The organism is Micromonospora sp. II, assembly GCF_001709195.1.
GTDB classification, from domain to species: Bacteria; Actinomycetota; Actinomycetes; order Mycobacteriales; family Micromonosporaceae; genus Micromonospora; species Micromonospora chalcea.
This window is the reverse complement of sequence record NZ_LYXF01000045.1, coordinates 1-24,536: the sequence shown is the minus strand read 5'-3', so window position 1 is coordinate 24,536 and position 24,536 is coordinate 1. Positions and strand designations below refer to the sequence as shown.

24 protein-coding genes are annotated in these 24,536 nt (G+C 73.6%); 14 read left to right on the top strand and 10 right to left on the bottom strand.

The genetic code is table 11. From position 1 onward, the window contains the following. From A8711_RS22250 to A8711_RS22225, 6 genes are all read right to left on the bottom strand, one after another. The coding region (locus A8711_RS22250; protein ID WP_069089224.1) for an oligosaccharide flippase family protein at positions 1–1,156 on the bottom strand (1,156 nt) is incomplete at its 3' end. Beyond that, positions 1,123–1,986, bottom strand: coding sequence for a sulfotransferase (locus tag A8711_RS22245; RefSeq protein WP_043327762.1), 864 nt, complete (start codon positions 1,984–1,986; stop codon positions 1,123–1,125). The genes A8711_RS22250 and A8711_RS22245, both read right to left, overlap by 34 nt. A 17-nt stretch (positions 1,987–2,003) precedes the next feature. Further along, positions 2,004–3,209, bottom strand: a complete 1,206-nt coding sequence (locus tag A8711_RS22240; RefSeq protein WP_069089223.1) for a hypothetical protein — start codon at positions 3,207–3,209, stop codon at positions 2,004–2,006. Continuing rightward, positions 3,209–4,690, bottom strand: coding sequence for an O-antigen ligase (locus tag A8711_RS22235; RefSeq protein ID WP_069089222.1), 1,482 nt, complete (start codon positions 4,688–4,690; stop codon positions 3,209–3,211). The genes A8711_RS22240 and A8711_RS22235 overlap by 1 nt, the downstream gene beginning before the upstream one ends. Further along, complete coding sequence (locus tag A8711_RS22230; RefSeq protein ID WP_069089221.1) at positions 4,687–5,694, bottom strand: DUF3048 domain-containing protein; 1,008 nt, start codon at positions 5,692–5,694, stop codon at positions 4,687–4,689. Before A8711_RS22230 ends, A8711_RS22235 begins: the two co-directional genes overlap by 4 nt. Continuing rightward, positions 5,691–7,505, bottom strand: coding sequence for a Wzz/FepE/Etk N-terminal domain-containing protein (locus A8711_RS22225; protein ID WP_069089220.1), 1,815 nt, complete (start codon positions 7,503–7,505; stop codon positions 5,691–5,693). Before A8711_RS22225 ends, A8711_RS22230 begins: the two co-directional genes overlap by 4 nt. Before the next feature lie 498 nt (positions 7,506–8,003). Here A8711_RS22225 and A8711_RS22220 point away from each other — a divergent pair, with 498 nt between their 5' ends. From A8711_RS22220 to A8711_RS22205, 4 genes are read left to right on the top strand one after another with little or no spacing between them, the layout of a single operon-like run. Continuing rightward, positions 8,004–8,480 (top strand): polysaccharide biosynthesis protein, encoded by a 477-nt coding sequence (locus A8711_RS22220; protein WP_030499390.1) that lies wholly within the window; start codon positions 8,004–8,006, stop codon positions 8,478–8,480. Next, positions 8,480–9,058 carry a glycosyltransferase gene (locus A8711_RS22215; protein ID WP_043327766.1) on the top strand — a complete coding sequence of 193 codons (579 nt, stop codon included), beginning with the start codon at positions 8,480–8,482 and terminating at the stop codon, positions 9,056–9,058. The genes A8711_RS22220 and A8711_RS22215 overlap by 1 nt, the downstream gene beginning before the upstream one ends. Continuing rightward, on the top strand, positions 9,055–10,053 hold the full coding sequence (locus A8711_RS22210; protein ID WP_043327767.1) for a sulfotransferase: 999 nt from the start codon (positions 9,055–9,057) through the stop codon (positions 10,051–10,053). The genes A8711_RS22215 and A8711_RS22210 overlap by 4 nt, the downstream gene beginning before the upstream one ends. After that, positions 10,050–10,964 (top strand): glycosyltransferase family 2 protein, encoded by a 915-nt coding sequence (locus A8711_RS22205; protein ID WP_013289266.1) that lies wholly within the window; start codon positions 10,050–10,052, stop codon positions 10,962–10,964. The genes A8711_RS22210 and A8711_RS22205 overlap by 4 nt, the downstream gene beginning before the upstream one ends. Positions 10,965–11,024: 60 nt before the next feature. Here A8711_RS22205 and A8711_RS22200 read toward each other — a convergent pair whose 3' ends face one another. Next, positions 11,025–12,521, bottom strand: a complete 1,497-nt coding sequence (locus A8711_RS22200; RefSeq protein WP_064448111.1) for a hypothetical protein — start codon at positions 12,519–12,521, stop codon at positions 11,025–11,027. A 100-nt stretch (positions 12,522–12,621) separates the two neighbouring features. Continuing rightward, positions 12,622–13,500 carry a 3'(2'),5'-bisphosphate nucleotidase CysQ gene (locus A8711_RS22195; protein WP_043327770.1) on the bottom strand — a complete coding sequence of 293 codons (879 nt, stop codon included), beginning with the start codon at positions 13,498–13,500 and terminating at the stop codon, positions 12,622–12,624. Positions 13,501–13,699: 199 nt separating this feature from the next. Here A8711_RS22195 and A8711_RS22190 point away from each other — a divergent pair, with 199 nt between their 5' ends. Continuing rightward, entirely contained in the window at positions 13,700–14,794 is a 1,095-nt protein-coding gene (locus A8711_RS22190; protein ID WP_030499384.1) for a PLP-dependent aminotransferase family protein, read from the top strand. A 322-nt stretch (positions 14,795–15,116) separates the two neighbouring features. Then, on the top strand, positions 15,117–16,268 hold the full coding sequence (corA, locus tag A8711_RS22185) for a magnesium/cobalt transporter CorA (protein ID WP_043327771.1): 1,152 nt from the start codon (positions 15,117–15,119) through the stop codon (positions 16,266–16,268). 72 nt (positions 16,269–16,340) lie between these two features. Here the strand turns inward: corA and A8711_RS22180 are convergent, their stop codons facing one another. Continuing rightward, positions 16,341–17,180 carry a hypothetical protein gene (locus A8711_RS22180; protein WP_043327772.1) on the bottom strand — a complete coding sequence of 280 codons (840 nt, stop codon included), beginning with the start codon at positions 17,178–17,180 and terminating at the stop codon, positions 16,341–16,343. Positions 17,181–17,264: 84 nt separating this feature from the next. Between A8711_RS22180 and A8711_RS22175 the strand changes: the two genes are divergently transcribed. After that, positions 17,265–17,795 (top strand): peptidylprolyl isomerase, encoded by a 531-nt coding sequence (locus A8711_RS22175; protein WP_030499381.1) that lies wholly within the window; start codon positions 17,265–17,267, stop codon positions 17,793–17,795. 25 nt (positions 17,796–17,820) lie between these two features. Beyond that, complete coding sequence (locus A8711_RS22170; protein WP_069089219.1) at positions 17,821–18,762, top strand: rhomboid family intramembrane serine protease; 942 nt, start codon at positions 17,821–17,823, stop codon at positions 18,760–18,762. A gap of 3 nt (positions 18,763–18,765) precedes the next feature. On the opposite strand, the gene A8711_RS22165 is transcribed toward A8711_RS22170, so the two are convergent. Further along, entirely contained in the window at positions 18,766–19,200 is a 435-nt protein-coding gene (locus tag A8711_RS22165) for a PH domain-containing protein (protein ID WP_069089218.1), read from the bottom strand. Positions 19,201–19,299: 99 nt separating this feature from the next. On the opposite strand from A8711_RS22165, the gene A8711_RS22160 reads away from it, so the two are divergent. From A8711_RS22160 to A8711_RS22135, 6 genes are all read left to right on the top strand, one after another. Further along, positions 19,300–20,472 (top strand): acetyl-CoA C-acyltransferase, encoded by a 1,173-nt coding sequence (locus tag A8711_RS22160; protein ID WP_043327774.1) that lies wholly within the window; start codon positions 19,300–19,302, stop codon positions 20,470–20,472. A gap of 108 nt (positions 20,473–20,580) precedes the next feature. Next, a complete protein-coding gene (locus tag A8711_RS22155; RefSeq protein ID WP_064448114.1) occupies positions 20,581–21,093 on the top strand; it encodes a hypothetical protein in 513 nt (170 codons plus the stop codon). 68 nt (positions 21,094–21,161) lie between these two features. Further along, positions 21,162–21,845 (top strand): response regulator transcription factor, encoded by a 684-nt coding sequence (locus tag A8711_RS22150; RefSeq protein ID WP_064448115.1) that lies wholly within the window; start codon positions 21,162–21,164, stop codon positions 21,843–21,845. Continuing rightward, positions 21,838–23,244, top strand: a complete 1,407-nt coding sequence (locus A8711_RS22145) for a sensor histidine kinase KdpD (protein ID WP_069089217.1) — start codon at positions 21,838–21,840, stop codon at positions 23,242–23,244. Before A8711_RS22150 ends, A8711_RS22145 begins: the two co-directional genes overlap by 8 nt. A gap of 59 nt (positions 23,245–23,303) precedes the next feature. Beyond that, the gene (locus A8711_RS22140; RefSeq protein ID WP_069089216.1) at positions 23,304–23,888 is read left to right on the top strand and encodes a hypothetical protein; all 585 of its coding nucleotides are present in this window, start codon (positions 23,304–23,306) and stop codon (positions 23,886–23,888) included. Positions 23,889–23,966: 78 nt separating this feature from the next. Then, on the top strand, positions 23,967–24,536 hold a 570-nt coding region (locus tag A8711_RS22135; protein WP_069089215.1), incomplete at its 3' end, for a glycosyltransferase family 2 protein.

The window sequence follows — 24,536 nt, the reverse complement described above, 5'->3', positions numbered from 1 at the left end:
CCAGCAGCATGGTCAGCGCCAGCAGCACCACGACCCGGCGGCCGTCGGCGTAACCGGCGCCGAAGAGCGCCAGCATCGGCGTCGCGAAGGCCGCGAAGATCAGGTACGCGGGCCAGGAGAGGATCACCAGCCAGCCGGTGGCGACCTGGTAGAGCTGGCCCGCCTCGGCCCGGTCGTTGCGGGCGAACGCGGCGGCCAGCCGGTGCTGCACCGAGCTGGACAGCGCGACGCTGGAGAGCTGGCCCAGCGCCAGGAACCGGGTCGCCGCCGTGTAGATGGCCGCCTCGGCCGGCCCGCGCAGCGCGCTGAGCAGCACGATGTCCAGCCGCTGCACCACGATCGCGGCCAGGCTGCTGACCGCACGTGGCCCGGTGAAGCGCCAGAACGGCCCGGCCAGCTCACGCGCCGGCACCGGCCGGGTCACCTGGCGACCGGCCCGGCCGACGAGCCGGCTCAGCCAGAACAGCGCGACCACCGCGGCGAGCAGGTACGGGACCACCCAGGCCAACGGCAGCGCGACGGTGGCGGACAGCCCGAGCCAGGCGGCCACCGCCACGGCCAGGAACTGCACCAGCGTGCGGCCGAGCCGCTCCACTGTCAGCAGCGGGCGCATCTGGCCGAAGCCCCGGCAGGCGGCGAGCGCGTAGTCGTTGAGCGCGGCCAGCGGCACGAACGCCAGCAGGATGCGCAGCGCGGTCACCGCCTCCGGCCCGGCCTCCGGCATGGTGGCCCGGGCCAGCGCCGGCGCGGCCAGCCAGCCGGCGAGGCCGAGCAGCGCGCCGACCGCGAGCACCGGCAGCAACCCGACCAGGATCGTGCCCCGGATCTGGTCGCGGCGGTCCAGCGTGCGCTGGCGGCTGACGAAGTAGACGGTGCCGACGTCGGTGCCGAGCCGGGCCGCCGACGCGGCGATCATGAACGCGCTGGTGGCCGCGAAGAACATGCCGGCCTCGCGGACGGACCAGCCCCGGGCGATGACGATGTTGAGCCCGAACCCGGCCACCGCGGCCAGGCCGACACCGACCAGGTTCGCGAAGCCCTGCCGGGCCGCGCCGCCGAGCCCCGCGCCCGGCCCGGGCGGCGGTGCGGTGAGCGTCGGGGTGCCGCCGGCGTCCGGCCGGGTCACCGCCGCCACGACGGCACGCGTCCCCACCACGCCGCCAGCCGCTCGTCGTACGGGGCGAAGTGGTCCTCCAGCCGGGCCCGCAGCTCCGCCGACATGGGCGAACGGGACCGCGAGTTGTGCTTGCCGAACGCGATGTCCGCCCAGCGGGGCAGCCCGAGGAAGTCGCAGACCGCGTCGAAGGACGGGCGCGGGTCGGCGAAGAAGTCGTCGCTGTCGATGACGTGCATCCGCTCCCGCCCGACGAGCGCCTCCAGCCGCTCCAGCTGCTCGATGTAGCGGCCCCGGGCCAGGTACGCGTTGTGCTGCAGGTGCTCGCTCGCGTACGCGGCCGAGCGGATCATCCGCTCCCGCTCGCCCGCGGTCCGCTGCTCCTCCAGCGCCAGCGCCCGCTCGAAGTCAGACTCGGTCTCGTAGCCCCGCGCCAGCTCGTGCGAGTGCGCCGAGTACGCCCGCTCCACCGGGTCACGCAGCAGCACCAGCAGCTTCACCGAGGGCAGGTCCTTGGCGATGCGCTGCCCGGCCAGCGGGTGGAACATGTAGTACGGGCTGGACTCGCCGGTGATCCCGCGTACCCCGATCTGGGCCTTGACCGCCTCGGCCTTGGCCGTGGTGGGGAAGTGCCCGAGGTACCAGTTCATCCCCCGGTGGTAGTCCATGTCGAAGTAGTGCACGCCCTTGTGGTACGCGGGCGGCAGCACGCCGGGGTGCTGCGAGAGCGTCTTGAAGAGCGAGGTGGTGCCGCAGCGCTGCGCCCCCACGATCAGGAATCCCGGCACCATCCGTGAGCCGGCGGTCAACCGACCGACCGTCCGGCTCACCGACTTCACCGCGCGGAGCGCCTGCTCCCTGGCCACCGTCACGTCCCCACTCCTCACTCTCACCGGGCCCGGCGGGCCAGGTGTTCCTCCACGGCGGGCAGCAGCCAGGTGTCGACGTGCCCCAGTCGCGCACCCGCCTCCGCCTGCCGGTCGCGCAGGTAGCGCGCAGCCAGCTCCACCAGGTAGAGCACGGCGACCAGATCGGCGCCCCCACCGGTCTGGTCGAACGGTGCCAGGGTTGCCCCGGCGCCGGCGATCAGCGCACGCGCGGCCTCGACCGGTTCCACCCCGTCGTGGCTCATCGCGCCCTGCACCGCCAGGTGCAGCGCGTCGTACCCGGCCGGCACGTCCGCCTCGAACCGCTCCCAGTCCCAGACCAGCACCCGGCCGTCGGCGAGCACCGCGCTGTTGCCGCCGTTCCAGTCCCCGTGCCACGCGCCGAAGGCGACCACCGGGTCGGCGTCCGCGACGGACTTCAGCACCGCGCGCAGCCGCCCGGCCTCCGGCCGGGGTCCGAGCGCGTCCACCGCGGCGGTGAGCCGGGCCGCGTGCCCGCTGGCCGCCCATGACTCCCGGCGTACGCCGAGACAGCCGGCGACCGCCACCATGGCCGCGCGTTCGGCCGCCTGCGCGGCGGCCGGGGCGGCCCGGGGCAGCCGCACCGGCAGCGCCTCCTGCACGAGCAGCGCGTGCCCGTGCCAGTCGCCGTGGTGGCGTACCCCGGCCAGGACCACCGGGCCGAGCGGCACCTCGGCGAGGCGGCGCAGCGCGTCCGCCTCCGCGTGCACGAGCGCGCGGGTCAGCGGGTCGACGCCGAGTTTCGCGTACCCGAGGGCCCGGCCGTCCGGGGCGAGCAGTTGCAGCACCGGCTTGCGGTTCGCGCGGGCCGGCCCGATGTGCAGGCTGACCAGCGCCGGCTCACCCAGCACCTCGGCCAGGTGCGCGTCCAGCCCGCCGCCGTCGACGACCAGCCGGTCGCGGAAGACCAGCGGCCCGAGACCGAGCCGGAACGCGGTGGCGAGGCCCTGCCGGACCAGCTTGGCCTTGCGGCCGACGGCCTCGGTGGAGTGCCGGACCGCGCTCGCCGCCGCCCGGCCGGAGCCGGTGGGCACGAGCAGCCGGGGGCGGGCCGCCGAGGGCACCACCACCCAGCCGGCGCCGCCGCGGCGCAGGCCGGGCTCGGCCGGTGCGGGCCAGATCAGCCCGGCCAGTTCACCGAGGTACGCGGCACGGCCGTCGCCGTCCGGGGGTACGCGGAACACCATCAGCGGTCACCGGTCGCTTCCAGCCGGGCCCGTAGCCCGGCGATCGTGCCCTGCGGAGGCGCGGGCGCGAGCGACCGGCGGATCCGGTCGTTGCGGGCCAGCAGGGCGACAGTGATCAGGGCGTAGGCGAGTGTTGCTTCCATCGCACCGTAGGTGAACTGGAAGAAGAGCATGAGGATGAGCACGAGCGTGCCGGCGATCCCGATGGCGCTGTGGTCGCGCCGGTAGCGCCAGATGCAGTAGATGAAGAACGCGTTGTAGCAGATCGCGCCGACCCAGCCCTGCCCGACGAGCAGCGCCCAGACCTGGCCGTTGCTGCCCAGCTCCCGGTTGCCGCACTGCTTGCAGTCCTCGGACTTGCCGATGGCGATCGACCGGTTGCTGCCGATCAGCGCCCGGTTGCCGCCGTAGCCGAGGATCGGCGACTGGTTGGCCGCCCGGACCGCGCCCTGCGACAGGGTGGTGCGGATGTCGTCGCTGTGCCCGTTCTGCAGGCGTTCGTCGAAGGTGCGGCCGAGCGGGGTCGCGACGATCAGCACGCCGATCAGTCCGACCGCCAGGGCGAGCCCGCCGAGCACCACCATCCGGCCGCGCAGCGCGAGCCGCAGCGCCACGTACGCGGCGGCGATGCCGAGGCCGATCCAGAGGCCGCGGTTGAGGGAGTAGACGATCGGGAAGATCGCCGCCAGCGCGATGGCCACGCCGGCGGTGCGGCGCAGCGGCTTGCCCAGCACCACCCAGCCGACGATCAGCCAGACCAGCAGGATCGCGGTGTTCTGGCCCCACGAGTTCGTGTAGGTGAACGGCGCGGACGGGCGGGGCGAGCTGGCCTCCCCCTCGATCACCTGCTGCACCTGGGCGAACTTGATCTCCATGAGCGAGGTGACGTACGGGTGGCCGGCGATCGACTGCGGCAGGACGAACCGCAGCGGTGCGACGAACCTGAGGTTCGGGAAGAGCGAGCCGATCCAGCCGCCGAGCACCACGACCACGCCCATGAACCCGAACAGCCGGACCATCCGGCGCTGGGACAGCTCCCGCTCGCGCAGGTTGTAGACGTAGAGCATGGTCACTGTCATCGCGACGTAGTTGGCGAGCCGGATGCCCCAGCCGATGTACTTGCCGCTGCCGCCGGGCGGCAGCGTGTTCGGCGCGGTGAGGTCGAGGGTGAGCACGGACAGGAACACCCAGAGCAGCAGGACCATCCAGATCCCGAAGCCGGGCGGCACCCGGACCGGGCCGCGTTTGCGCATCTGCGCCACCATCGGCACCGCGAAGATGACGAACACGAAGCTCGACACGCCGAGCACCCACCACAGCGGGTACAGCAGGAAGACCGCGATCAGCGGCCATGCCGTCGGCAGCCGCCACGACCAGCCCTCCGGCCGTACCCGCACCGGGCGGAGGCGGTTCCCGCCGGGCGACACCGCGGCGAGCGGAACCGACCCGCGCGCGGTACGGGGCGGGGTGGCGGTGCTCATTTCACGGAGACCTTGGCGGTGGTCGGCGCGTAGATGACCCACGCGTTGCCGGGCTGGGGGCGCAGGAGGTCGCCGCCGGTGTCGGCGAGCGTGCAGACCAGAGGCAGGCCGGGCTTGCGCCATCGACCCTTGGCGCTGTTCGGCCCGGACACGGCGAGCACCGCGCCCTCACCGAAGACGTTCGCCGAGGGCAGCGAGCGCGGGGACGGGTTGCGTACGTCGAGCGTGCGGTACTCCATCGTCAGCACGATGACGGATGCGGCGGTCACGGTGACCTTGCCGATCCTGCCGGCCCAGACGGACTCCGCCTGGTCGTACCGCCAGACCATCGGCGGACCGCCGGAGACGGTGACGGTGAGTTCGGTGGCGGGTGCCAGGTCGCGGGTGGCGAGCGCCTCGCCGTCGGTGGTGTGGTCGATCGGCGCAGGGGGCGGCTGGCCCCCCTTCGGGGCGGCCTTGAGCAGCGCGGCGGTCGACGTGTAGCCGCCGGAGAACACCTTGCTGTCGTTGTCGGGCGTGACGCCGTCGAGGTCGGAGTTCTCGAACTGGGTGAGGAAGCCGGTGGGGCCGCCGTTGTAGCCGACGAACGGGCGCAGCACAGTGAGCGACCGGATGTCGACCGGCCGGATCTCGGTGACCGGGCCGATCTTCGCGGCGTCCTTGGAGTGGAACACCGCGGTCAGGTGCAGCGTGTCCGCCTCGGCGAACTCGGCGTAGACCAGGTCGGCGGCGTCCAGGCCGGCCGGTGTGGTCGCGGGGCTCACCCGCAGCGGCACCGCGACCGCCTGGCGGGTCGCCGCGGCCGGGGTGCTGACCGGAGCCCCGGTCAGCGGGCCCTTGGGCAGGGTCGGCGAAGCGCTGGCCGCGGACGGCGAGGAGGTGACGTCGCCCGGGTCCACCACCTGGACCTTGCCCGGCTTGGGCTCGGGCTCGCTGCACCCGGTCCCGACGCCGAGGACGACGGCGGGGGCGATGGCGGCGCGGAGCATCTGCCGACGGTTCACCCCAGATCCTCGCCGGAGTCGAGGGCGTAGCTGCGGCCGTCGCCGTCACCCCGGGAGCGGTACGTGCCGCCGGTGCCGTTGAGCGGCACCGGCTTGCCCGGGGCGGCGGGCGGGGTGGCCTTGCCGGGCATCTGCGGCGCCGGAGCGGCCGGCTTCGCCGGGGCGGGCCGGGACGACTGCATGCGCGGCAGCACCATGGTCGACTCGGCGGACGGGCCGGGGCTGGGCCGGGGCTTGGGCCGGTTGGCCGGGGCAGCCGGCGCGCTCGACCCGCCGGACGTCGCCGGGCGGGTGGCGCCGGCGGGCGGTTCGGGCAGGCGCGGAGCCAGCACGGCGCCGATCACCGGCGCGTTCACCTGCTCGAACTGCTGGAGCGCGGCGGTGATCTCACCGCTGCGGGTCTTGCCCGCCTCGGCCACCATGATCACCGCGTCGACGTACCGGCCCAGGGCCTGGGCCTCCACGGCGAACGTGGGCTGCGGGGTCTCGATGATCACGTGGTCGAAGCGCGCGGACAGCTCGTGCAGGATCTCCAGCAGACCGGCGACCGGCAGTTCCACCTCGGCGTCCAGGTCGCCGGGCACCAGCACCCGGAGCTGGCCCAGCCCCGGCACCGGCGCGAGCGCCTTGAGCGGGGGCACGTCGCGGCGCAGCACCGAGGCGAGGCTGTGCCGCCCCTCGGCCACGCCGGTGATCGCGCCCACCGCCGAGTCGGGCTTGGTGGTGATCAGCGCGACCTGCTGGCCGGTACGGGCGTACGAGGCGGCGAGGTTGGCGGCGACGAACCCGGCGGCGGCGCCGGCCGAGGCGTCACAGAGCAGCAGTTGGCGCCCGCGCCCGCCCTGCGCCGCTTCGGGCACCGCGGAGAGCAGCACGTTGCGCAGCCGGCCCAGCTCGCGGGAGGCCCGGTGGGTGGCCGGCAGGACTGCGAGCGACGGCGCGCGCGACGGCAGTTCCACCAGCAGCGGCAGGCCGACCCGGTCGGAGATGTCGCGTCCGCGGCGGATCCGGGTGTCCAGCCGGTCCAGCACCAGCGCCAGCACGATGCCGAGCAGCAGACCCGCGCCCATGCCGCTGGCGAGGTTGAGCGTGCGGTTCGGCGAGCTGGGCCGCTCCGGCAGCCGGGCGTCGGAGATGATCTCGCCGGGATCGGAGCCGGCCGCGCTCAGCGGGTTGAGCCGGTTGTACAGGTTGCTGATCTGGTTGGTGACGAGCTGGCGGTCGGATTCGGCCCGCTCGCGCTCGGGCGAGTTGGACGGCGCCGCCGAGATCCGCCCGGCGATCGCGCTCAACTGCTTCTGCAGATCGGCGATCTGCTGCTTGAGCGTGTTCGTCTCGTTCTCCAGCGACTTCTGCGCGGTGGCCTTGCGCAGGTCGAGGTAGGCCTGGGCGAACGCGTGCGAGCCCGACTGGGCGCCCTCGGGGCTGTTCGCCTCGTACGCCACCTGGAGGATCTGGCTGTTCGGCGGGACCTTGACGGTCACCGACTTGACGAGCTGGTCGGCCCCGGTGTCGACCTTCATCAGCGCCTTGGCCCGCTCCGCCACCACGAGCGAGCGGACCACCTGCGCCTCGGTGTCGAGGTTGACCTTGGCGTTGGGGTTGTTCTCCGCGCCCGAGCCGAGCGGGCGCACCAGCAGCGACGTGGTCGAGGTGTAGCGCGCCTCCTGGACCTGGCTCAGCGCCAGCCCTCCGCCCAGGCCGAGGACCGCGGCGAGCAGCAGGATCCACCAACGGCGGCGCAGCCAGCCCAGGTAGGCCATCAGGGCAAGACCGTCGGCGTCGCTCTCGGCCAAATGGGGTGAGGGCATCAGAGTCTGTCGCTCCCTTTCGACCGAGCCGGGCAGTCCACGGCACAGCTGGACCTGACCGTGGCCTTGAGTGTCCCCGATCCGAACGACGAGGGAAAGTCTGCTCACGTTCCGGTAAGCCTGCCCGGGTGTGGGCAGCCCGCGTAGAAATGGCCGATCGGCGCTGACCATTCGGCGGGTTTCCCGGTGCCGGGCCCGACTTGCCCCCGGTAAGCCGACGTCGCCGACGGCTCTCGTGCGGAGCGGTGACGGAATCCTGACACATCTCACTTCGTTCGGGTGTCCCGGCCCGTGGTCCGGGCGCGGCCGGGCTGACCTGCCCGACGGCCGGTCGACGCGCATCCCGTTGACGGGAATCGCGAGGTGAGCCGACCGGCGAGCCAGGATCCGTCCAATGGCCCCTTCAGTTGCCCACGGGCCCGCCAGTAGGTTGTCAGGACGCGTCCGAGGGGCATTCACAAAAATCCGGACGCGTCATCCGCGTACGGGAGGACGTTTGTGGTGAGCGGGTCAACCGAGGACTCGGGACAGGTCCTGCTGGTGGGTTCCAGTGGCGGGCACCTGGCCCAGCTCCTGGCCCTGGAACCGTGGTACCGGGATCGGCGCCGCGCATGGGTAACCTTCGACACCCCGGACGCGCGCTCGCTGCTCGCCGGCGAGGACGTGGTCTGGGCGCACCACCCCACCACACGCAACGTAAAGAACCTGGTACGCAACGCGTTCCTCGCGCTGAAGGTCATCCGCCGGCGCCAGGTCGACGCGGTCGTCACCACCGGCGCCGGGGTCGCCCTGCCGTTCGTGGTGGCGGCCCGCATGCGCAAGATCCCCACGGTCTACATCGAGGTGTACGACCGGATCGACAGCGCGACGCTCACCGCCCGGCTCTGCCGTCCCTTCCTCTCCGCGATGCTCGTGCAGTGGGAGGAGCAGCGCCGGATGTACCCGGAGGCGACCGTCGTGGGGAACCTCCTCTGATGGCGCACATTCCCCAGCAGCGGGACCGGCGGTCCAGGCCGTTCGTGCTGGTCGTGGTCGGCACCGACGTGCACCGCTTCGACCGGCTGGTCGGCTGGCTGGAACGCTGGCACGCGGCCCGGCCCGAGGTCCGGCTGGTCCTCCAGTACGGCCACAGCCGCACCCCGGCCCTGCCCGAGGCCACCCCGTTCCTCGGCCACGAGGAACTCCAGCAGGCGATGGCGGAGTCCACGCTCGTGGTGAGCCACGGCGGCCCGGCCACCATCACCGAGGCCCGGCGCACCGGCCACCTGCCGATCGTGGTGCCCCGCGACCCGGCCCACGACGAGCACGTCGACAACCACCAGCAGCTGTTCTCCCGCCGCCTGGGCGCGGCCGGCATGGTGCGGCTGTGCGAGTCCGAGGCCGAGCTGGTCGCCGCGCTGGACGAGGGCCTGGCCGACCCGAGCCGGTTCGTCCTGGCCGCCGACCCGGGCCGTCCGGACCCGCGCGCCGAGGCGGTCGCCCGGGTCGGCGCGGTGATCGACGGCCTGGTCGCCGGCCGGGTACGCCAGCGGACCGCCGGGCGGCGCGGATGAGCGGCCCGGACCCGGCTGCGCCGCGGGTCCTCTTCGTCGGCGGCCTCGGCCGCAGCGGCTCCACGCTGCTGGAGTTGCTGCTCGCGCAGAGTGCCGACGTGTGCGCCGTCGGTGAGGTGGTGCACCTGTGGGAGCGGGCGCTCGGGGCCGACGAGCGGTGCGGCTGCGGCGAGCGGTTCACCGGCTGCCCGTTTTGGCGGCAGGTCGGCGACCAGGCGTTCGGCGGCTGGGACGCGGTCGACCGGGACGACGTGCTGGCGCTCAAGGACCGGGTCGACCGGACCCGGCACATCCCCCGGCTCGCCAAGGAGGCGCTCCCGCCGGAGCAGCTCGCCGACGTGCGCCGCTACGCCGACCTGTACACCCGGATCTACCGGGCCGCGCTCGCGGTGACCGGCGCCCGGGTCGTGGTGGACTCCAGCAAGCACGCCTCGCTCGCGTTCGCGCTGCGCTGGGCCGAAGGGCTCGACCTGCGGGTCCTGCACCTGGTCCGGGACAGCCGGGCGGTGGCGTACTCGTGGGGCAAGCAGGTGCGCCGCCCCGAGGTGGTCGACGGCGAGGACTTCATGCCGACCTTCTCGCCGTTCGAGGTGAGCAAGCTGTGGACCGCGCAGAACGCGGCGTTCCACCTGCTCGCCTCCCGGGCCAAGGTGCTGCGGCTGCGGTACGAGGACTTCACCGCCGACCCGGCCGGCACCGTAAGCCGGGTGCGGGACTTCGCCGGCCTGCCGGACGACCCGGCCGCGCTGCGGATCCTCTCGGCGGACGCGGCCGACGCGGCGAGCGAGCCGGCCGCGCCGTTCCGCGCGCACAGCGTCGCCGGCAACCCGTTGCGGTTCAGCGGCGGGCCGTTGACAGTGCGCCGCGACGAGGCATGGCGCGACCGCCTGCCGCGACGCAGCCGTGCCGTGGTCAGCCTGGCCACGCTTCCCCTGCGGGTCCGTTACGGCTATCTGGGCCAGCGGGGATCCGACGAGTCCGTGGAGAGAGCATGAGTGGGCCGAGCATCTCGGTGGTCGTACCGACGCGGGACCGTCCGGAGCTGCTGCGCGCGGCGCTCGACGCGATCCTCAGCCAGGCGCACCCGGGCCTGATCGAGGCGATCGTGGTCTACGACCAGTCCGAGCCGGACCGGTCGCTGGAGACCGACCGGGGTGACCGGCGGATCCGGGTGATCACCAACACCCGTACCGCCGGGCTGGCCGGGGCGCGCAACACCGGCATCGAGGCGGCCACCGGCGACTGGGTGGCGTTCTGCGACGACGACGACGAGTGGCTGCCCGGCAAGCTCGCCGCCCAGTTCGGGGCGCTCGACGCGCACCCGGACGGCGCGCTGGTGAGCTGCGGCATCCGGGTCAGCTACGACGACCGTACGGTGGACCGATCGCTGGACCGCGCCCGGATCTCGCTGGAGGCGCTGCTGCGCGACCGGCTCACCGAGCTGCACCCGTCCACGTTCCTGATCCGCCGGGCCGCGCTGCTCGACGCGATCGGCCTGGTCGACGAGCAGATCCCGGGCAGCTACGCGGAGGACTACGAGTTCCTGCTCCGCGCCGCCCGGTACGCGCCGCTGGTGAACGTGGAAAGCCCGTACGTGCTGGTCCGCTGGCACAAGCGGTCCTACTTCGCACAGCGCTGGGAGACCATCTCGACCGCGTTGCAGTGGCTGCTGCGCCGCTACCCGGAGTTCGCCACCGTGCCGCACGGCGAGGCTCGGGTGGCCGGTCAGATCGCGTTCGCGCAGGCCGCCATGGGTAACCGGCGGGACGCGGTCCGCTGGGCGCGGCGCACGCTGGCCCGCAACCCGAAGGAGCCGCGCGCCTACCTGGCGCTGGCGGTGGCGAGCCGGGCGGTGCAGGCCGACCGGGTGCTGCGCACGCTGCACAAGCGCGGCCGGGGCATCTGACGCGTACGCGGAACGGGCGGACGACCTCGGTCGCCCGCCCGTTCTCGTCCGGTCATCAGGTCAGGCCGTGCAGAAGGACTTCCACGCCTGGATGCTCGGCTGGTCGAGCAGCCGGAAGTCGCCCTGGCTGACGGTCTGGTTGTAGTACGCCACGAACTCCGGCCGCTGGCCGTTGAGGAAGTTCGTCATCGACCGGATCCAGGCCGCCCGGCCGGTGCCCGGGTCACCCGGCACCAGGTCGCTGCCGGTCTCCGCGACGCCCCACGGCTTGCCCAGCGCCTTCGACTTGCTGATCATCGGGCCGTAGATCTCCTGCGGCGGGGCGTACCGCTTCCACTTCTTGCCCCAGTTGTAGCAGTCCCAGCCGAGCGTCTCGATCACGTCGGAGCCGGGGTAGAACGCGTCGAAGCTGCGCCCGGACTTCGGGTCGAGCGTCCAGCACATCAGGATCAGCGTGTTGATCAGCTTGGGGTTGTTCGCCCGGGCGGCCAGCCCGGCCACCCGCTTCCACGCGGTCCGGTACGCCTCGGTGGTGAAGGCGCCGCGCTCGACGTCGTCCTCCGGCTCGTGGAAGTACGACCAGTAGACGTTGTGCTCGCGCGGGATCGAGGCGAACCAGGAGGTCAGGCGGGAGTCGAACTTGCCGGTGTTGATCTCCTGCGGCGCCGCCTTGAAGGACACCACAACGGTCCGGTCCACCACGTCGGCCCGGCTGCCGGACCAGGCCGGCGGCAGGCCGGGGAAGAAGATCCGGGCCATCCGCAGCTTGCCGAACGTCCGGTCGGAGCGGGCCAGCGCCTGACCGAAGGTCTCCCCGTTCTGCACGCCGATCGAGGCGCCGGGCAGCGTCAGCCGCGTACCGCCGAAGGCCGGGCCCGCGTTCTCGGAGGCCGACGGGCGGGCCGAGGGTTTGCCACCTAGGCCCTGGTCGGCGCTCGGGGACGCACCCGGCGTAGCCGGCGCGCCCGGGCCCATCGAGGTCGCCGGGCCGACCGATCCGGGCGCCTCGCCTGCTTGCGGGTTCGCGGAGTCGGGCCGCAGCGCGGCCACCGCGACCCCGCCGCCGGCCACTGCCAGCGCCAGCGCCGCCGCGACCGCCACGCGCCAGCGTCGCCGGGCGCCGCCGGGCGGCGGAGTTGTCCCCGGTGCGAGCGGCGGAGCCGGCGGGCGGCCCGGCCCGCCGGTGGCCGGATCGTGCGGGGCGTCCACCGGAGGCGGCCCGGTCAGGGTGGCGGTCGCCGCCGCGCCCGCACCCCGTACCGCGTCGCCCGCCGGACCCGGCCCGGCCCAGCCGGCGTCGTCGTGCGGCGCCCAGCCGGGGTCACCGTGGACCGTCGGCTCGTCCTGCGGCCAGGCGGCGTCCCGGTGGCCGGCGTCCGGCCGTTCCGGCCACGGCAGGTCACCGCCGCCGGTCCGGGCCGGTGGCGGCGGAGACGAGGTGACCTCGGCCTCCGGCCAGGGCAGCGACGGGCCGCCTGCCTGGCGTGGAATGTCCTGACCCGGCCACAGGCCGGTCGGCTGCCCGAAGGCGTTGTGCGGCTCTCGATCGGCCGGCATGACCCTCCCTGGCTGTCGGCGGCCCGTGTCCGGGCTCAGATCGCCACGCATACCTGCCCGACGATAACCCTCATTCACCTGGCCGTATGTACCGTGACACTCAGCCGAACGCCTGACCGGGGGTGTCGGTGACGGTCGAAGCGGGCATCTCGACCCCGGTCCGCGCGATCGCGTCGAGCAACTGGTCGGCCAGCTCCGGCCGGCAGACCAGCAGATCGGGCAGGCGCGGGTCGGCGCGGTTGTAGCGCAGCGGCGAACCGTCGATCCGGGACGCGTGCATGCCCGCGCCGAGCGCCACCGCGACCGGGGCGGCACTGTCCCACTCGTACTGGCCGCCCGCGTGGACGTACGCGTCGACCTCGCCGGTCACCACGGCGCAGACCTTCACACCGGCCGAGCCCATCGGTACGGCGGTCGCACCGAGCATCTCGACCAGCTCGCCCACGAACGCGGGCGGGCGGCTGCGGCTCACCGCGATCCGGATCGGCCCGTCGGTCGGCTTCGGCGGCGGGCAGGTGGTGCCGAGCACGAGCGGCGTACCGTCCACCGTGGTCCGCGCCGGCATGCCGACGGCACCGGCGACCAGGGCGCCGTCGGGCGCGGCGGAGCGCTGCCAGAGCGCCACGTGCACCGCCCAGTCGTCCCGCCCCTCCTCGGAGAACTCACGGGTGCCGTCCAGCGGGTCGATGATCCAGACCCGGTCCGCCTCGTGCCGGGGCGCGCGCTCGCCGTCCGCCCATGCGCGGCGGGCGTCGGCCTCCTCTTCGGAGAGCACCGCGTCGGCCGGCCGCAGGCGGGCCAGGGCCGCCGTCATCAGCTCGTGCGACGCGCGGTCGCCGGCGTCCTTGAGCGCCTTCGGGTCGGCGAAGCCCTGCCGGTCCCGCAGCGCGGTGAGCGCCTTGCCGGCCTCGGTCGCCAGCCACTGCGCGAACCGCTGGTCGTCGAGCCGTCCCGCCTCGTCCTCGGTCACGAGCCTCATCCCTTGTTCTCCCGGGTCTGCCGCGACCCGTCATCCTTCGGCGTCCGGTCGGACCGGCGCCAGCGTCCGTCGGATCGTAGACAGTCGCGAGGTGCCCTCGGATCCCCCGGACGCACCCGGTGCCCCGCCCGGCCGCCCGCATGTTGAACTTCGCGTGTATGGCGGTCGGACCCGCCGGGCCAGGCCCTAGGCTCTGCGCATGACCGCCGAGCAGCTGATCTCGTTCGCCCGTGGCGCGCCTTCGCTGGACATCGTCGATGTCGAAGGGCTCAAGGCCGCCGCTGTCCGCGCCTTCGACGCCGACCCCGCCGGGGTCACCGCGTACGGCACCTCCGTCGGCTACCCGCCCCTGCGGAAGTGGATCGCCGAGAAGCACGGCGTCGAGGCCGATCAGGTGCTGATCACCAACGGCTCGCTGCAGGCCGACGCGTTCCTCTTCGACCACCTGGTCCGCCGGGGCGACGCGGTGGTGGTCGAGCGCCCGACGTACGACCGCACGCTGCTCAACCTCCAGCAGATGGGCGGCGAGGTGCACGGCGTGACGATCCAGCCGGACGGCCTGGACACCGCCGAGTTGCGCAAGCTGCTGGAGTCCGGGGTACGGCCGCGACTGGCGCACGTGATTCCCAACTACCAGAACCCGGCCGGTGTGACCCTCTCCCTGGAGAAGCGCCGTGAGCTGCTCGACCTGGCCGCCGAGTACGGGTTCACGATCTTCGAGGACGACCCGTACGCGGACATCCGGTTCCGGGGTGAGCCGCTGCCGTCGATGCTGTCGATGGACACCCGTGGCGTGGTGGTGCACGCGTCCAGCTTCACCAAGACGGTCTGCCCGGGGGTGCGGGTCGGCTACCTGGTCGGCCCGGCCGAGCTGATCGCGACGATCGCGAAGCGCGCCACCAACCTCTACATCTCGCCGGGCATGGTGGCCCAGGCGATCGTGCACCAGTTCTGCGTCTCCGGCGCGATCGAGGAGTCGATCCGGACGGTCCGTACGGCGCTCGGCGAGCGGTCGGCGGTACTGGCCGAGTCGCTGCGCCGGCACATCCCGGAGGCGCGGTTCGTGGAGCCGGACGGCGGCTACTTCCTCTGGGTCGAGTTGCCGGAGGACGTCGAGGTCGACCGGCTCGCGCCGGCCGCCGCCGAGCGTGGCGTGGCGGTGGTGAAGGGCAGCGACTTCATGGTCGACGGCGGCCGGCACGCGCTGCGGCTGGCGTACTCGGCGGTGACCGCGGACCGGATCGACGAGGGCGTCCGGCGTCTCGCGGAGGCGATGGCCGCCGTACGCGGCTGATTTCTGTCGGGTTTCTGACAAAAAGGCCCCGCTGGCCGGTTCGGCACTCCCGCTGGACCGGCCAGCAGCCCACAATGCTGCGAGTGCCGTTCACCTTTTCGGTGGCCGGGCCGCTCCGGCCAGGGCCGACGGCACGCCCAGCATCACTCCCGCCCCCAAGGGGTGCCGGGTGGGCCGTGTCGCCCCTCACCCCCCTGACGCGGCCCGGCCCGCCCGGCGCCGGGGCGTGACGCCCGTCGCACCGCCCGTCCCGCTCCCGCGCTGCGCCTGCCGCCGGTCGGCGTAACCTGCAAGCCGCAGCTCTAGGGAGAGGGGGCGAGAGATGACGGACCGGGTGGCACGCGACCGAACCGCCGGCGCCGACGGCGGCAGCCGGGCACTGCGCCCCCGCGCCTGGGCGGCCCCGGTACGCGCGATGTCCCGCATCCTCAACGCCGACGGCTCCCCCCGTGCCGCCCAGCCGGCCGGCCCGGAGCGCAGCGGCATCGTCGACTGCGGGCTGTACGTCGACGGCGAGCGCCGCCCCGGCCGCCCCCAGTACGCCGAGGCCCTGGCCGCCGCCCGGCAGGAGCGGGACGGCTTCGTCTGGCTCGGCCTGCACGAGCCCGACCTGACCGAGATGACCGAGATCGCCGCCACCTTCGGCCTGCACGAGCTGGCTGTGGAGGACGCGGTGAAGGCCCAGCAGCGCCCGAAGCTGGAGCACTTCGGCGAGATCGTCTTCCTGGTGCTGCGGACCGCCCGCTACTGCGAGCACGCGGAGCTGACCGAGAACTCCGAGGTGGTGGAGACCGGCCAGGTGATGCTCTTCATCGGGCCGCACTTCGTGATCAGCGTGCGTCACGGCGACGCCTGCCGGCTGGCGCCGGTCCGCGCCGACCTGGAGGCGAAGCGGGACCTGCTGCGGCACGGCCCGTGGGCGGTCGCGTACGCGATCACCGACCGCGTGGTCGACCTCTACCTGGAGGTGGCCGACCGGCTGGAGGACGACCTCGACGTGCTGGAGGCGGACGTCTTCGACCGGCAGAGCAGCGGCCGGATCCAGCGGATCTACCAGATGAAGCGGGAGCTGGTCGAGTTCAAGCGGGCGGTGGCGCCGCTGCAGCGCCCGCTGATGACGCTCACCTCGCAGGTCAACCGCGCGGTGCCGCAGGAGGTCCGGCGCTACTTCCGGGACGTGCAGGACCACCTCAGCCGCACGGTCGAGCAGGTGAACTCCTACGACGACCTGCTGAACTCGATCCTCCAGGCCCGGCTGGCCCAGGTCACCGTCGACCAGAACAACGACATGCGCAAGATCGCCGCCTGGGCCGCGATCGGTGCGGTGTGGACGGCGATCGCCGGCATCTACGGCATGAACTTCGACAACATGCCCGAGCTGAAATGGACGTACGGCTATCCGGGCGTGTGGGCGCTGATGCTCGCGGCGTCCTTCACGCTGTACCGCCTGTTCCGCCGCAACGGCTGGCTGTAGCCGCCCCGTACACGCGGAAGCGCCGGCCACGCGGGTCGCCCCGCGTGCCGGCGCTGATCCGACGGTACGAGGTCAGCGGCGACCGCCGGCCTTCGCGGCGTTCTTGCCGGCCTGCACGGCCTTGGTGATGTCGTCGGCCGGACGGCCGGAGACGTCCCGGGCGCCCTCGGCGACGGCGGGGACCTGGTCGTTCGGGTGGATCACCGGCTGGCTGCCGGAGGTGGCGGTCGACGCGCTGCTGCCCTTGGCCACGGCCGAGGAGCCGGCGCCGGTCGGGCCGGCCTGCGTCACCTTCGCGCTCGCGTCCGGGGTCTCCACCACGATCGTGTCCACGTCCTCCCGCATCGGCTCCAGCTTGTCCCGGCCGGTCGCGCCGAGCGTGCCCGTCGTGCCGAGCGTGCCGGTCGGGTCGTACTCGGCCCACTCCTGCTGCTCGCGGCGGCGGCGCATGGCCATCGCCCCGGCCAGGCCGGCGACGGTGCCGGCCACCAGCAGGCCCGCGGTCATGCCCCGCGACCTGCGCTGCTTCTTCTTTCCGGCCTTCATGCTCTTCGCCTTCTTCGTCATCGCGGACTGCTTCGCGGCCATCGCCTTGCGGCCGCCCGACGCCTTACCGGCGGCCTCGACCCGGGCGTTGCGCACGGCCAGCAGCACCGGCGCGAGCGCCGCGGCGGTCGACGCGAACCCGCTGGACGCCCGGTCCCGGACCATGACCGCGGTCGGCGCGACGGCGCCCCGGGCTGCCTGGACCCGCGGGCCGACAGTGGCGCCGGCACCCTTCGCCGCGTGCGTCGCGGCTTGCCTCAGGTGACCGATGCCCTGGTTCAGCTCCACCTTGGCGAGCTGGCCCTGGGTCTTTCGCCGCCCGATTCCAAACACGGTCCCACCTCCTGGGAGTTGTTCCTTCGTCATCCTCCACCTTCGGATGCCTCCGCATGGCCAGATCGGGCACATGGGAGGATCCGCAAGGAACTGACCAACGAGTGAGGAGTACCCGTGGCCGAGGCTGTCTACGCCACCTTGCACACCAACGCCGGCCCGATCCGGCTGGAGCTCTTCCCGAACCACGCGCCGAAGACCGTCCGCAACTTCGTGGAGCTGGCCGAGGGCACCCGGGAGTACATCGACCCGCGTACCGGTCAGCCGGGCAGCGGGCCGTACTACGACGGCACCGTCTCGCACCGCGTGATCAGCGGTTTCATGATTCAGATGGGCGACCCGACCGGCACCGGACGCGGTGGCCCGGGCTACAAGTTCGGCGACGAGTTCCACCCCGAGCTGCGCTTCGACCGGCCGTACCTGCTGGCCATGGCGAACGCCGGGCCGGGCACCAACGGCTCGCAGTTCTTCATCACGGTGTCGCCCACGCCACACCTGAACAACCGGCACACCATCTTCGGCCAGGTCGCCGACGAGCAGTCCGCCAAGGTCGTCGACTCGATCGCCAACACCCCGACCGGCCCGAGCGACCGGCCGCTGCAGGACGTGGTGATCGAGCGGGTCGAGATCGAGCACAAGCAGGCCTGAGCGACACGCGGGTACCTTTGCTCGCATGACTGAGCGCTCCGGCCAGCCCGGCGACACCACCGGGGACCCGGTGCCGACCACTCCGGTCTGCTACCGGCACCCCGGCCGGGAGACGTACATCCGCTGCTCTCGATGCGACCGGCCGATCTGCACCGAGTGCATGCGGGACGCCTCCGTCGGCCACCAGTGCCCGGAGTGTGTCGCCGAGGGACGCCGCAGCGTGCGGCCGGCGCGTACCGCCTTCGGTGGCGGTGCCGCCGGCCGCCAGGGCAACGTCACGAAGGCGCTGATCGCGCTGAACGTGCTGATGATGCTGGTCTCCATCGCCTCGGCCCGCAGCGGCAACGCGGTGGCCGGCGGTGGCCTGGGCGGCCTGATGGGCGACCGCACCCCGCTGACCGACTGGGGCTCGGTGCTGGGGCTGGCCGCCTTCCCCGACGGCACCATCGGCGGAGTGGCCGACGGCCAGTGGTACCGGCTGGTCACCGCCATGTTCCTGCACTTCGGCGTGCTGCACCTGCTGCTGAACATGTGGGCGCTCTGGGTGCTCGGCCGGACGCTGGAGGCGGTGCTCGGGCCGCTGCGTTTCCTGGCGCTCTACCTGCTCGCCGGGCTCGGTGGCAACGTCGCGGCGTACGTGTTCACCGCGCCGAACCGCACCACGGCCGGCGCCTCGACGGCGGTCTTCGGCCTGTTCGCCGCGATCTTCGTGATCATGCGGCGGCTGGGCCGGGACACCTCGGCGATCGTCCCGATCCTGGTGATCAACCTGATCTTCACGTTCACCGTGCCGAGCATCTCGGTGGCCGGGCACCTCGGCGGTCTGGCGGCCGGCGCGGTGGTGTCGCTGATCCTGGCGTACGCCCCCCGGTCACGCCGGACCGCGTTCCAGGTGGCGGGCTGCGCGATCGTGCTGGTCGCGATGATCGGCCTGACCCTGGTCCGTACCGCCGCCCTGCTCGGCTGAGCCTCAGCCCGCGGCGGGGCGGGCCTCGTCCAGCGCCGCCGCCACCTCGTCCAGCGGCGCGTCCAGGTCACGGCGGCCGAACAGGTGCAGCGACTCCCCGGCGTCGATCTCCAGCGTCTCGGCGGTGATTCCGCGCCGGGCGCGCCGCTCCAGGCGGATCGCCTCGACCGAGTCCCACGGCAGCCGGCGTCGCCCGGCGAACCCCCGCAGCACCGTCAGCCCGTCCCTGTCGACGGCGAGGCGGACCGGCGCGACCAGGTCGCGCAGCGCCCAGACGAGCAGGCCGGCCGCGGCCAGCCCGGCCAGCCCCGGGCGGACCGGGTCACCGCCGGCGAAGAGCAGCCCCAGGGCCAGCAGCGCGAGCGCGCCGAGCGCCTTGAGCACCGGCGCCTCCCGGGGCACCCGCCACTGCCGGACCGGTGGCGACTGTGGATCCATCCGACCAGCATGCCAGCCGTGCCGTCCGCACGCCGGGGGAGGACGGCCGGTCCGGTCAGCACGTACTATCGGGGCAAGCGAGGTTACCCGGGAGTAGACATGAGTGACGCGGTCATCGTCGGCGCGGTACGGACCCCGGTCGGGCGGCGCAAGGGCAGCCTCGCCGGAGTGCACCCGGTCGACCTCTCGGCGCACGTGCTGCGTGCGCTCGCCGAGCGCACCGGCATCGACCCCGGCCTGGTCGACGACGTGATCTGGGGCTGTGTGTCGCAGGTCGGCGAGCAGTCCTGGAACGTGGCCCGCAACGCGGTGCTTGCCGCCGGCTGGCCGGAGTCCGTCCCGGGCACCACGCTCGACCGCCAGTGCGGGTCGAGCCAGCAGGCGCTGCACTTCGCCGCCGCCACTGTGCTCTCCGGCCAGGCCGACCTGGTGGTGGCCGGTGGCGTCGAGTCGATGACCCGGGTGCCGATGGGGTCCAGCGTCGCCGGCGGGATGCCGTTCAGCGCGGCGATCCTGGAGCGCTACCGGGGTGTCGAGGGCGTCGCGGCGGATTCTCCGCTGCCGTTCAACCAGGGCGTCGGGGCCGAGCTGATCGCCCAGCGTTGGCGCTTCTCGCGTACCCAGCTGGACGAGTTCGCGCTGGCCAGCCACGAGAAGGCGGCAGCCGCGCAGGACGCCGGCGCGTTCGAGGCCGAGCTGGCGCCGGTGGCGCTCGCCGACGGCGGCAAGTTCTCCGCCGACGAGGGCATCCGCCGCGACACCTCGCTGGCCAAGCTGGGCGAGCTGGCCACCCCGTTCCGCGCCGACGGCGTGGTCACCGCCGGTTCCGCGTCGCAGATCTCCGACGGCGCCGCCGCGCTCGCGGTCACCACCGCCGAGTGGGCCAGCCGGCACGGCCTGCGCCCGCTGGCCCGGGTGCACACCGCAGTGGTCGCCGCCGACGACCCGGTCACCATGCTCACCGCGCCCATCCCGGCCACCGCCAAGGCGCTGCGCCGCGCGGGGCTGGGCATCGAGGAGATCGGCGTGTACGAGGTGAACGAGGCGTTCGCCCCGGTGCCGCTGGCCTGGCTGGCCGAGACCGAGGCGGACCCGGAGCGGCTCAACCCCCGGGGCGGGGCGATCGCGCTCGGTCACCCGCTCGGCGGGTCCGGCGCGCGGATCATGACCACGATGCTCCAGCACATGCGGGACAACGGCATCCGCTACGGCCTGCAGACCATGTGCGAGGGCGGCGGGATGGCCAACGCCACCATCGTCGAGCTGCTCTGATCCGACCGGCCGCCGGTGTCGCACCGCAGGTGCGACTTGCACGTGTGGAAGTTCCAGAAATCGGGCGTGACCCATATCACCCCTGGTCATCGCGTCGTTGGACCGGGCATGGACGTGTTCTCGCGAACGTTCCTTCCGGCCGCCGCCGAGACCGGCCTGGCGACCCAGACCGTCACCCGGCACATGCCGGTGTTCCGCCGGTGCGTCGGCTCCGGCGACGCCACCATCCTGGTCACCCGGTGCAGCCGCCCGGACGACCCGGTCGGCGGCGACTACCTGATGCTGCTCACCCACCGCCGCCTGGTGGTCACCCGGCAGACCCGGGTGCTGCACCGGCTGCGCCTGCACCTCAACACGGAGCTGCGCGAGCTGAGCAACGTGACGTGGAGCCCCGACCCCCGTGCGCACAGTGTGGAGCTGGCAGCGACCGCCATCGACGGGGCGCGGGAGCGTTTCGTCATCCGTACCCACCACCCGAAGCAGGTGTGGCAGCTCGACACGCTGCTCAACCACGCCTTCCGTACCCGGCTGCGGGCTCCGGCCGAGCGGGTCGTCGCCACGATCGGCGAGCCGCCGGCGAGCGCCCGGCCCACAGTGCTCCGGCCGGCGCCGGCCCGCTGACACTCTCCTTACCGGATCCGAACATTTCCTGACCGGCCGGGCGGTCGACCGTCGGTCATCATGGGCCGGTGACCACCGCCGCCCCGCCCGGGCTCGTCCTCGTGGTGGAGGACGAGCCCGCCATCGCCGACCTGGTCCGGCTCTACCTGACCCGGGACGGGTTCGGCGTACACCTGGAACGTGACGGCGAGGCCGGGCTGGCCGCCGCACGGCGGCTGCGCCCGGTGGCCTGCGTGCTCGACATCGCGCTGCCCGGCCTGGCCGGCACCGAGATCTGCCGCCGGCTGCGCGCGGCCGGCGACTGGACGCCGGTCATCTTCCTCACCGCCCGGGACGACGAGGTGGACCGCGTCGTCGGGCTGGAACTGGGCGCCGACGACTACGTCACCAAGCCGTTCAGCCCGCGCGAGCTGCTCGCCCGGCTGCGGGCGGTGCTGCGCCGCACGTCCGGCGTGTCCGCCGAGCAGCCCCGCACGCTCGGCGCCGTCACGCTCGACCCGGCCCGCCGCACGGTGACCGCCGCCGGTACGCCGGTGCAGCTCACCTCCACCGAGTTCGACCTGCTCGCGCACCTGATGGCCCGTCCGGGCCGGGTGTTCACCAGGGAGGAACTGCTGGCCGGCGTGTGGGGGTACGCGGCGCACGCCGGCACCCGGACCGTCGACGTGCACGTGGCGCAGGTCCGGGCCAAACTCGGCCCGGACAGCGTGATCCGCACCCACCGGGGCGTCGGGTACGCCGCCGATGCCTGAGCAGCCGGCCGGACCGATGCCACGCCGCCCCGGGCGGACGCTCACCGCCCGCGCGGTAGTGGCCACCTGCGCGGTGGCGCTCGTGTCGGTGCTCGTCACCGCGCTGGTGGCGGTGCCCCTGGCGGTACGCGGCGCGGAGCGCCGGGACCAGGAGGCGCTGGCCGCCCAGGCCCGGCTCGCCGCCGACGTGCTCCGGGTGCGGGCGGTACGCCAGCGCGACGGCGCCGGGGACCGGCTCATCCGCCAACTGGGTCAGCAGCGGATCGAGGTGTACCTGATCCGGGACGGGCAGGCCGACCGGCCGGGCCTGCCCCGACCGCTCGTGACACGGGTGGCCGGCGGCGACAACGTCTCCGGCCGGCGGCTCGTCGACGGGGAACGCCGGCTGGTCGAGGCGCGGGCGCTGCCCGGCGGGGACGGTGTGGTGCTGACCCGCGCCCGCAGCGCCGCGCCCTGGCGGCAGGTGCTGCGCGGCCTCTGGCTGCCGCTGCTCGCCGGACTCGCCGCCGGGGCGGCCGCCGGACTGCTGCTCGCCCGCCGGCTGGCCCGGCCGATCCGTACCGCCGCCACCGCCGCCGCGCGGCTCCGGGCCGGGGACCGGACGGTCCGGGTGCCGGTCGAGCCACCCGACGAGGTGGCCGACCTGGCGTACGCGCTCAACGGCCTCGCCGCCGCGCTGGCCACGAGCGAGGGGCGGCAGCGCGAGTTCCTGCTCTCCGTTTCGCACGAGTTGCGGACCCCGCTGACCGCGATCCGTGGCTACGCCGAGGCGCTGGCCGACGGGGTGATCGAGGCCGACGCGGTGCCGGCGACCGGCCGGACCGTGCTCGCCGAGGCCGAACACCTGGACCGGCTGGTCCGCGACCTGCTGGCGCTGGCCCGGTTGGAGGCGGTCGACTTCCCGCTGGAACCGGTGCCGGTCGACCTGACCCGGCTCGCCGCCGACGCGGAGCGCGCCTGGTCCGGCCGGTGTGCGGCGCTCGGGGTGCCGTTCCGGCTGGAGACGCCGGACGCGCCGGTGCCGGCGTACACCGATCCGGGCCGGATCCGGCAGGTGGTGGACGGGCTGCTGGAGAACGCGCTGCGGGTCGTACCGCCGGGGGCGCCGGTGGTGCTCGCGGTCCGGGCCGCCGGTCCGGCGGGCGGTGGGACGCTGGAGGTCCGGGACGGCGGACCCGGCCTCACCGACGACGACCTGGACGTGGCGTTCGAGCGGGGCGCGCTGCACCAGCGGTACCGGGGGGTGCGCAAGGTGGGCAGCGGTCTGGGCCTGGCGCTGGCCGCCGGGCTGGTCCGCCGGCTCGGCGGCGACATCACCGCCGGGCACGCCCCGGAGGGCGGGGCCGCCTTCACCGTCGTGGTGCCCCCGGATCCTTACCGGGCTCGAACATCGGCTTGACCGTTCCCTCGTGTCGGTGCGGAACGCTCGGGGTCGTCACCGCGAGGAAAGGACCACAGATGGCACGTCAGCGAATCGTCACCGGCGCCACCGCGCTGCTCGCCGCCGCCGCGCTCGGACTCGCCGGGTGCGGCGCGAGCCGGCCCGGCGCGGAACCCGACCGGGCGGTCGAGGTGAGCGCCGCCCTGGGCGCGGAGGGCCAGGCGCTCGCCGCGCTCGGCCTCGACGCCGGTGACCTGGACGTGGAACCGGTAGCCGCGCCGGCGTCCACCGGTACGCCGCAGGCCGGGCCGGACGGCAAGGGCGAGCGGGCGGAGGGGAACAAGCGCCACCGGGCCCGGGTGCTGCTGCGGCGCAACACGCTGCACGGCGAGGCGGTGGTGCGGACCAGGGACGGCGGCACCAGGACGGTGGCGGTCCAGCGCGGCGAGGTGACCGCGATCGACGAACGGTCGATGACCGTGAAATCCACCGACGGTTTCACAGCGACCTGGACGTTCGGCGACAAACTGCGGGTGGTCGAGCGCCGGACCGCGATCCGATCGAACGACATCAAGATCGGCACGACTGTCGCGGTGGCCGGAGCGAAGGACGGCGGCGGGAACGTGGCCCGGCTCGTGGTGGTTCCGATTCGCCAGGAATAGGTGCCTGGGCTGTCGTGACGGAAGCAATGTGCCAGGCTACGCTATGCCCCGACCCGACATCGCCTCCGTGGAGAATCCGTGAAGCTCTCGATCCTCATGCCGGTCTACAACGAGGAAGAACGTATCGCGGATGCCCTCAAGCAGGCATTGGCGGTCGACTACCCGTGCGAGATCGAGCTTGTCGTCGTGGACGACGGCAGCCGGGACGGCACCGGCGAGATTCTGGGCCGGGTCGACGACGCGCGCCTCCGGGTGATCACCCACCAGCGCAACGCCGGCAAGGGCGCGGCCATCAAGACCGCCGTCGACAGCGCCGAGGGCGAGTACATGGTCATCCTCGACGCCGACCTCGAGTACGACCCGCAGGACATCCCGCGTCTGCTGGAGCCGGTGCTCGACGGTCGGGCGACAGTCGTCTACGGCAATCGGACCTTCGGCAGCCACAGCTCGTACAGCTTCTGGTACGTGATGGGCAACAAGGGCGTCACGCTCGCCGCGAACGTGCTCTACAACTCCTACATCGGCGACCTGGAGACCTGCTTCAAGCTGATGCCGCTGGAGCTGTACCGCTCGCTGCAGGTCCGCTCCCGGGGCTTCGGCATGGAGGCGGAGGTCACCGGCAAGCTGCTCCGCCAGCGCATTCGCCCC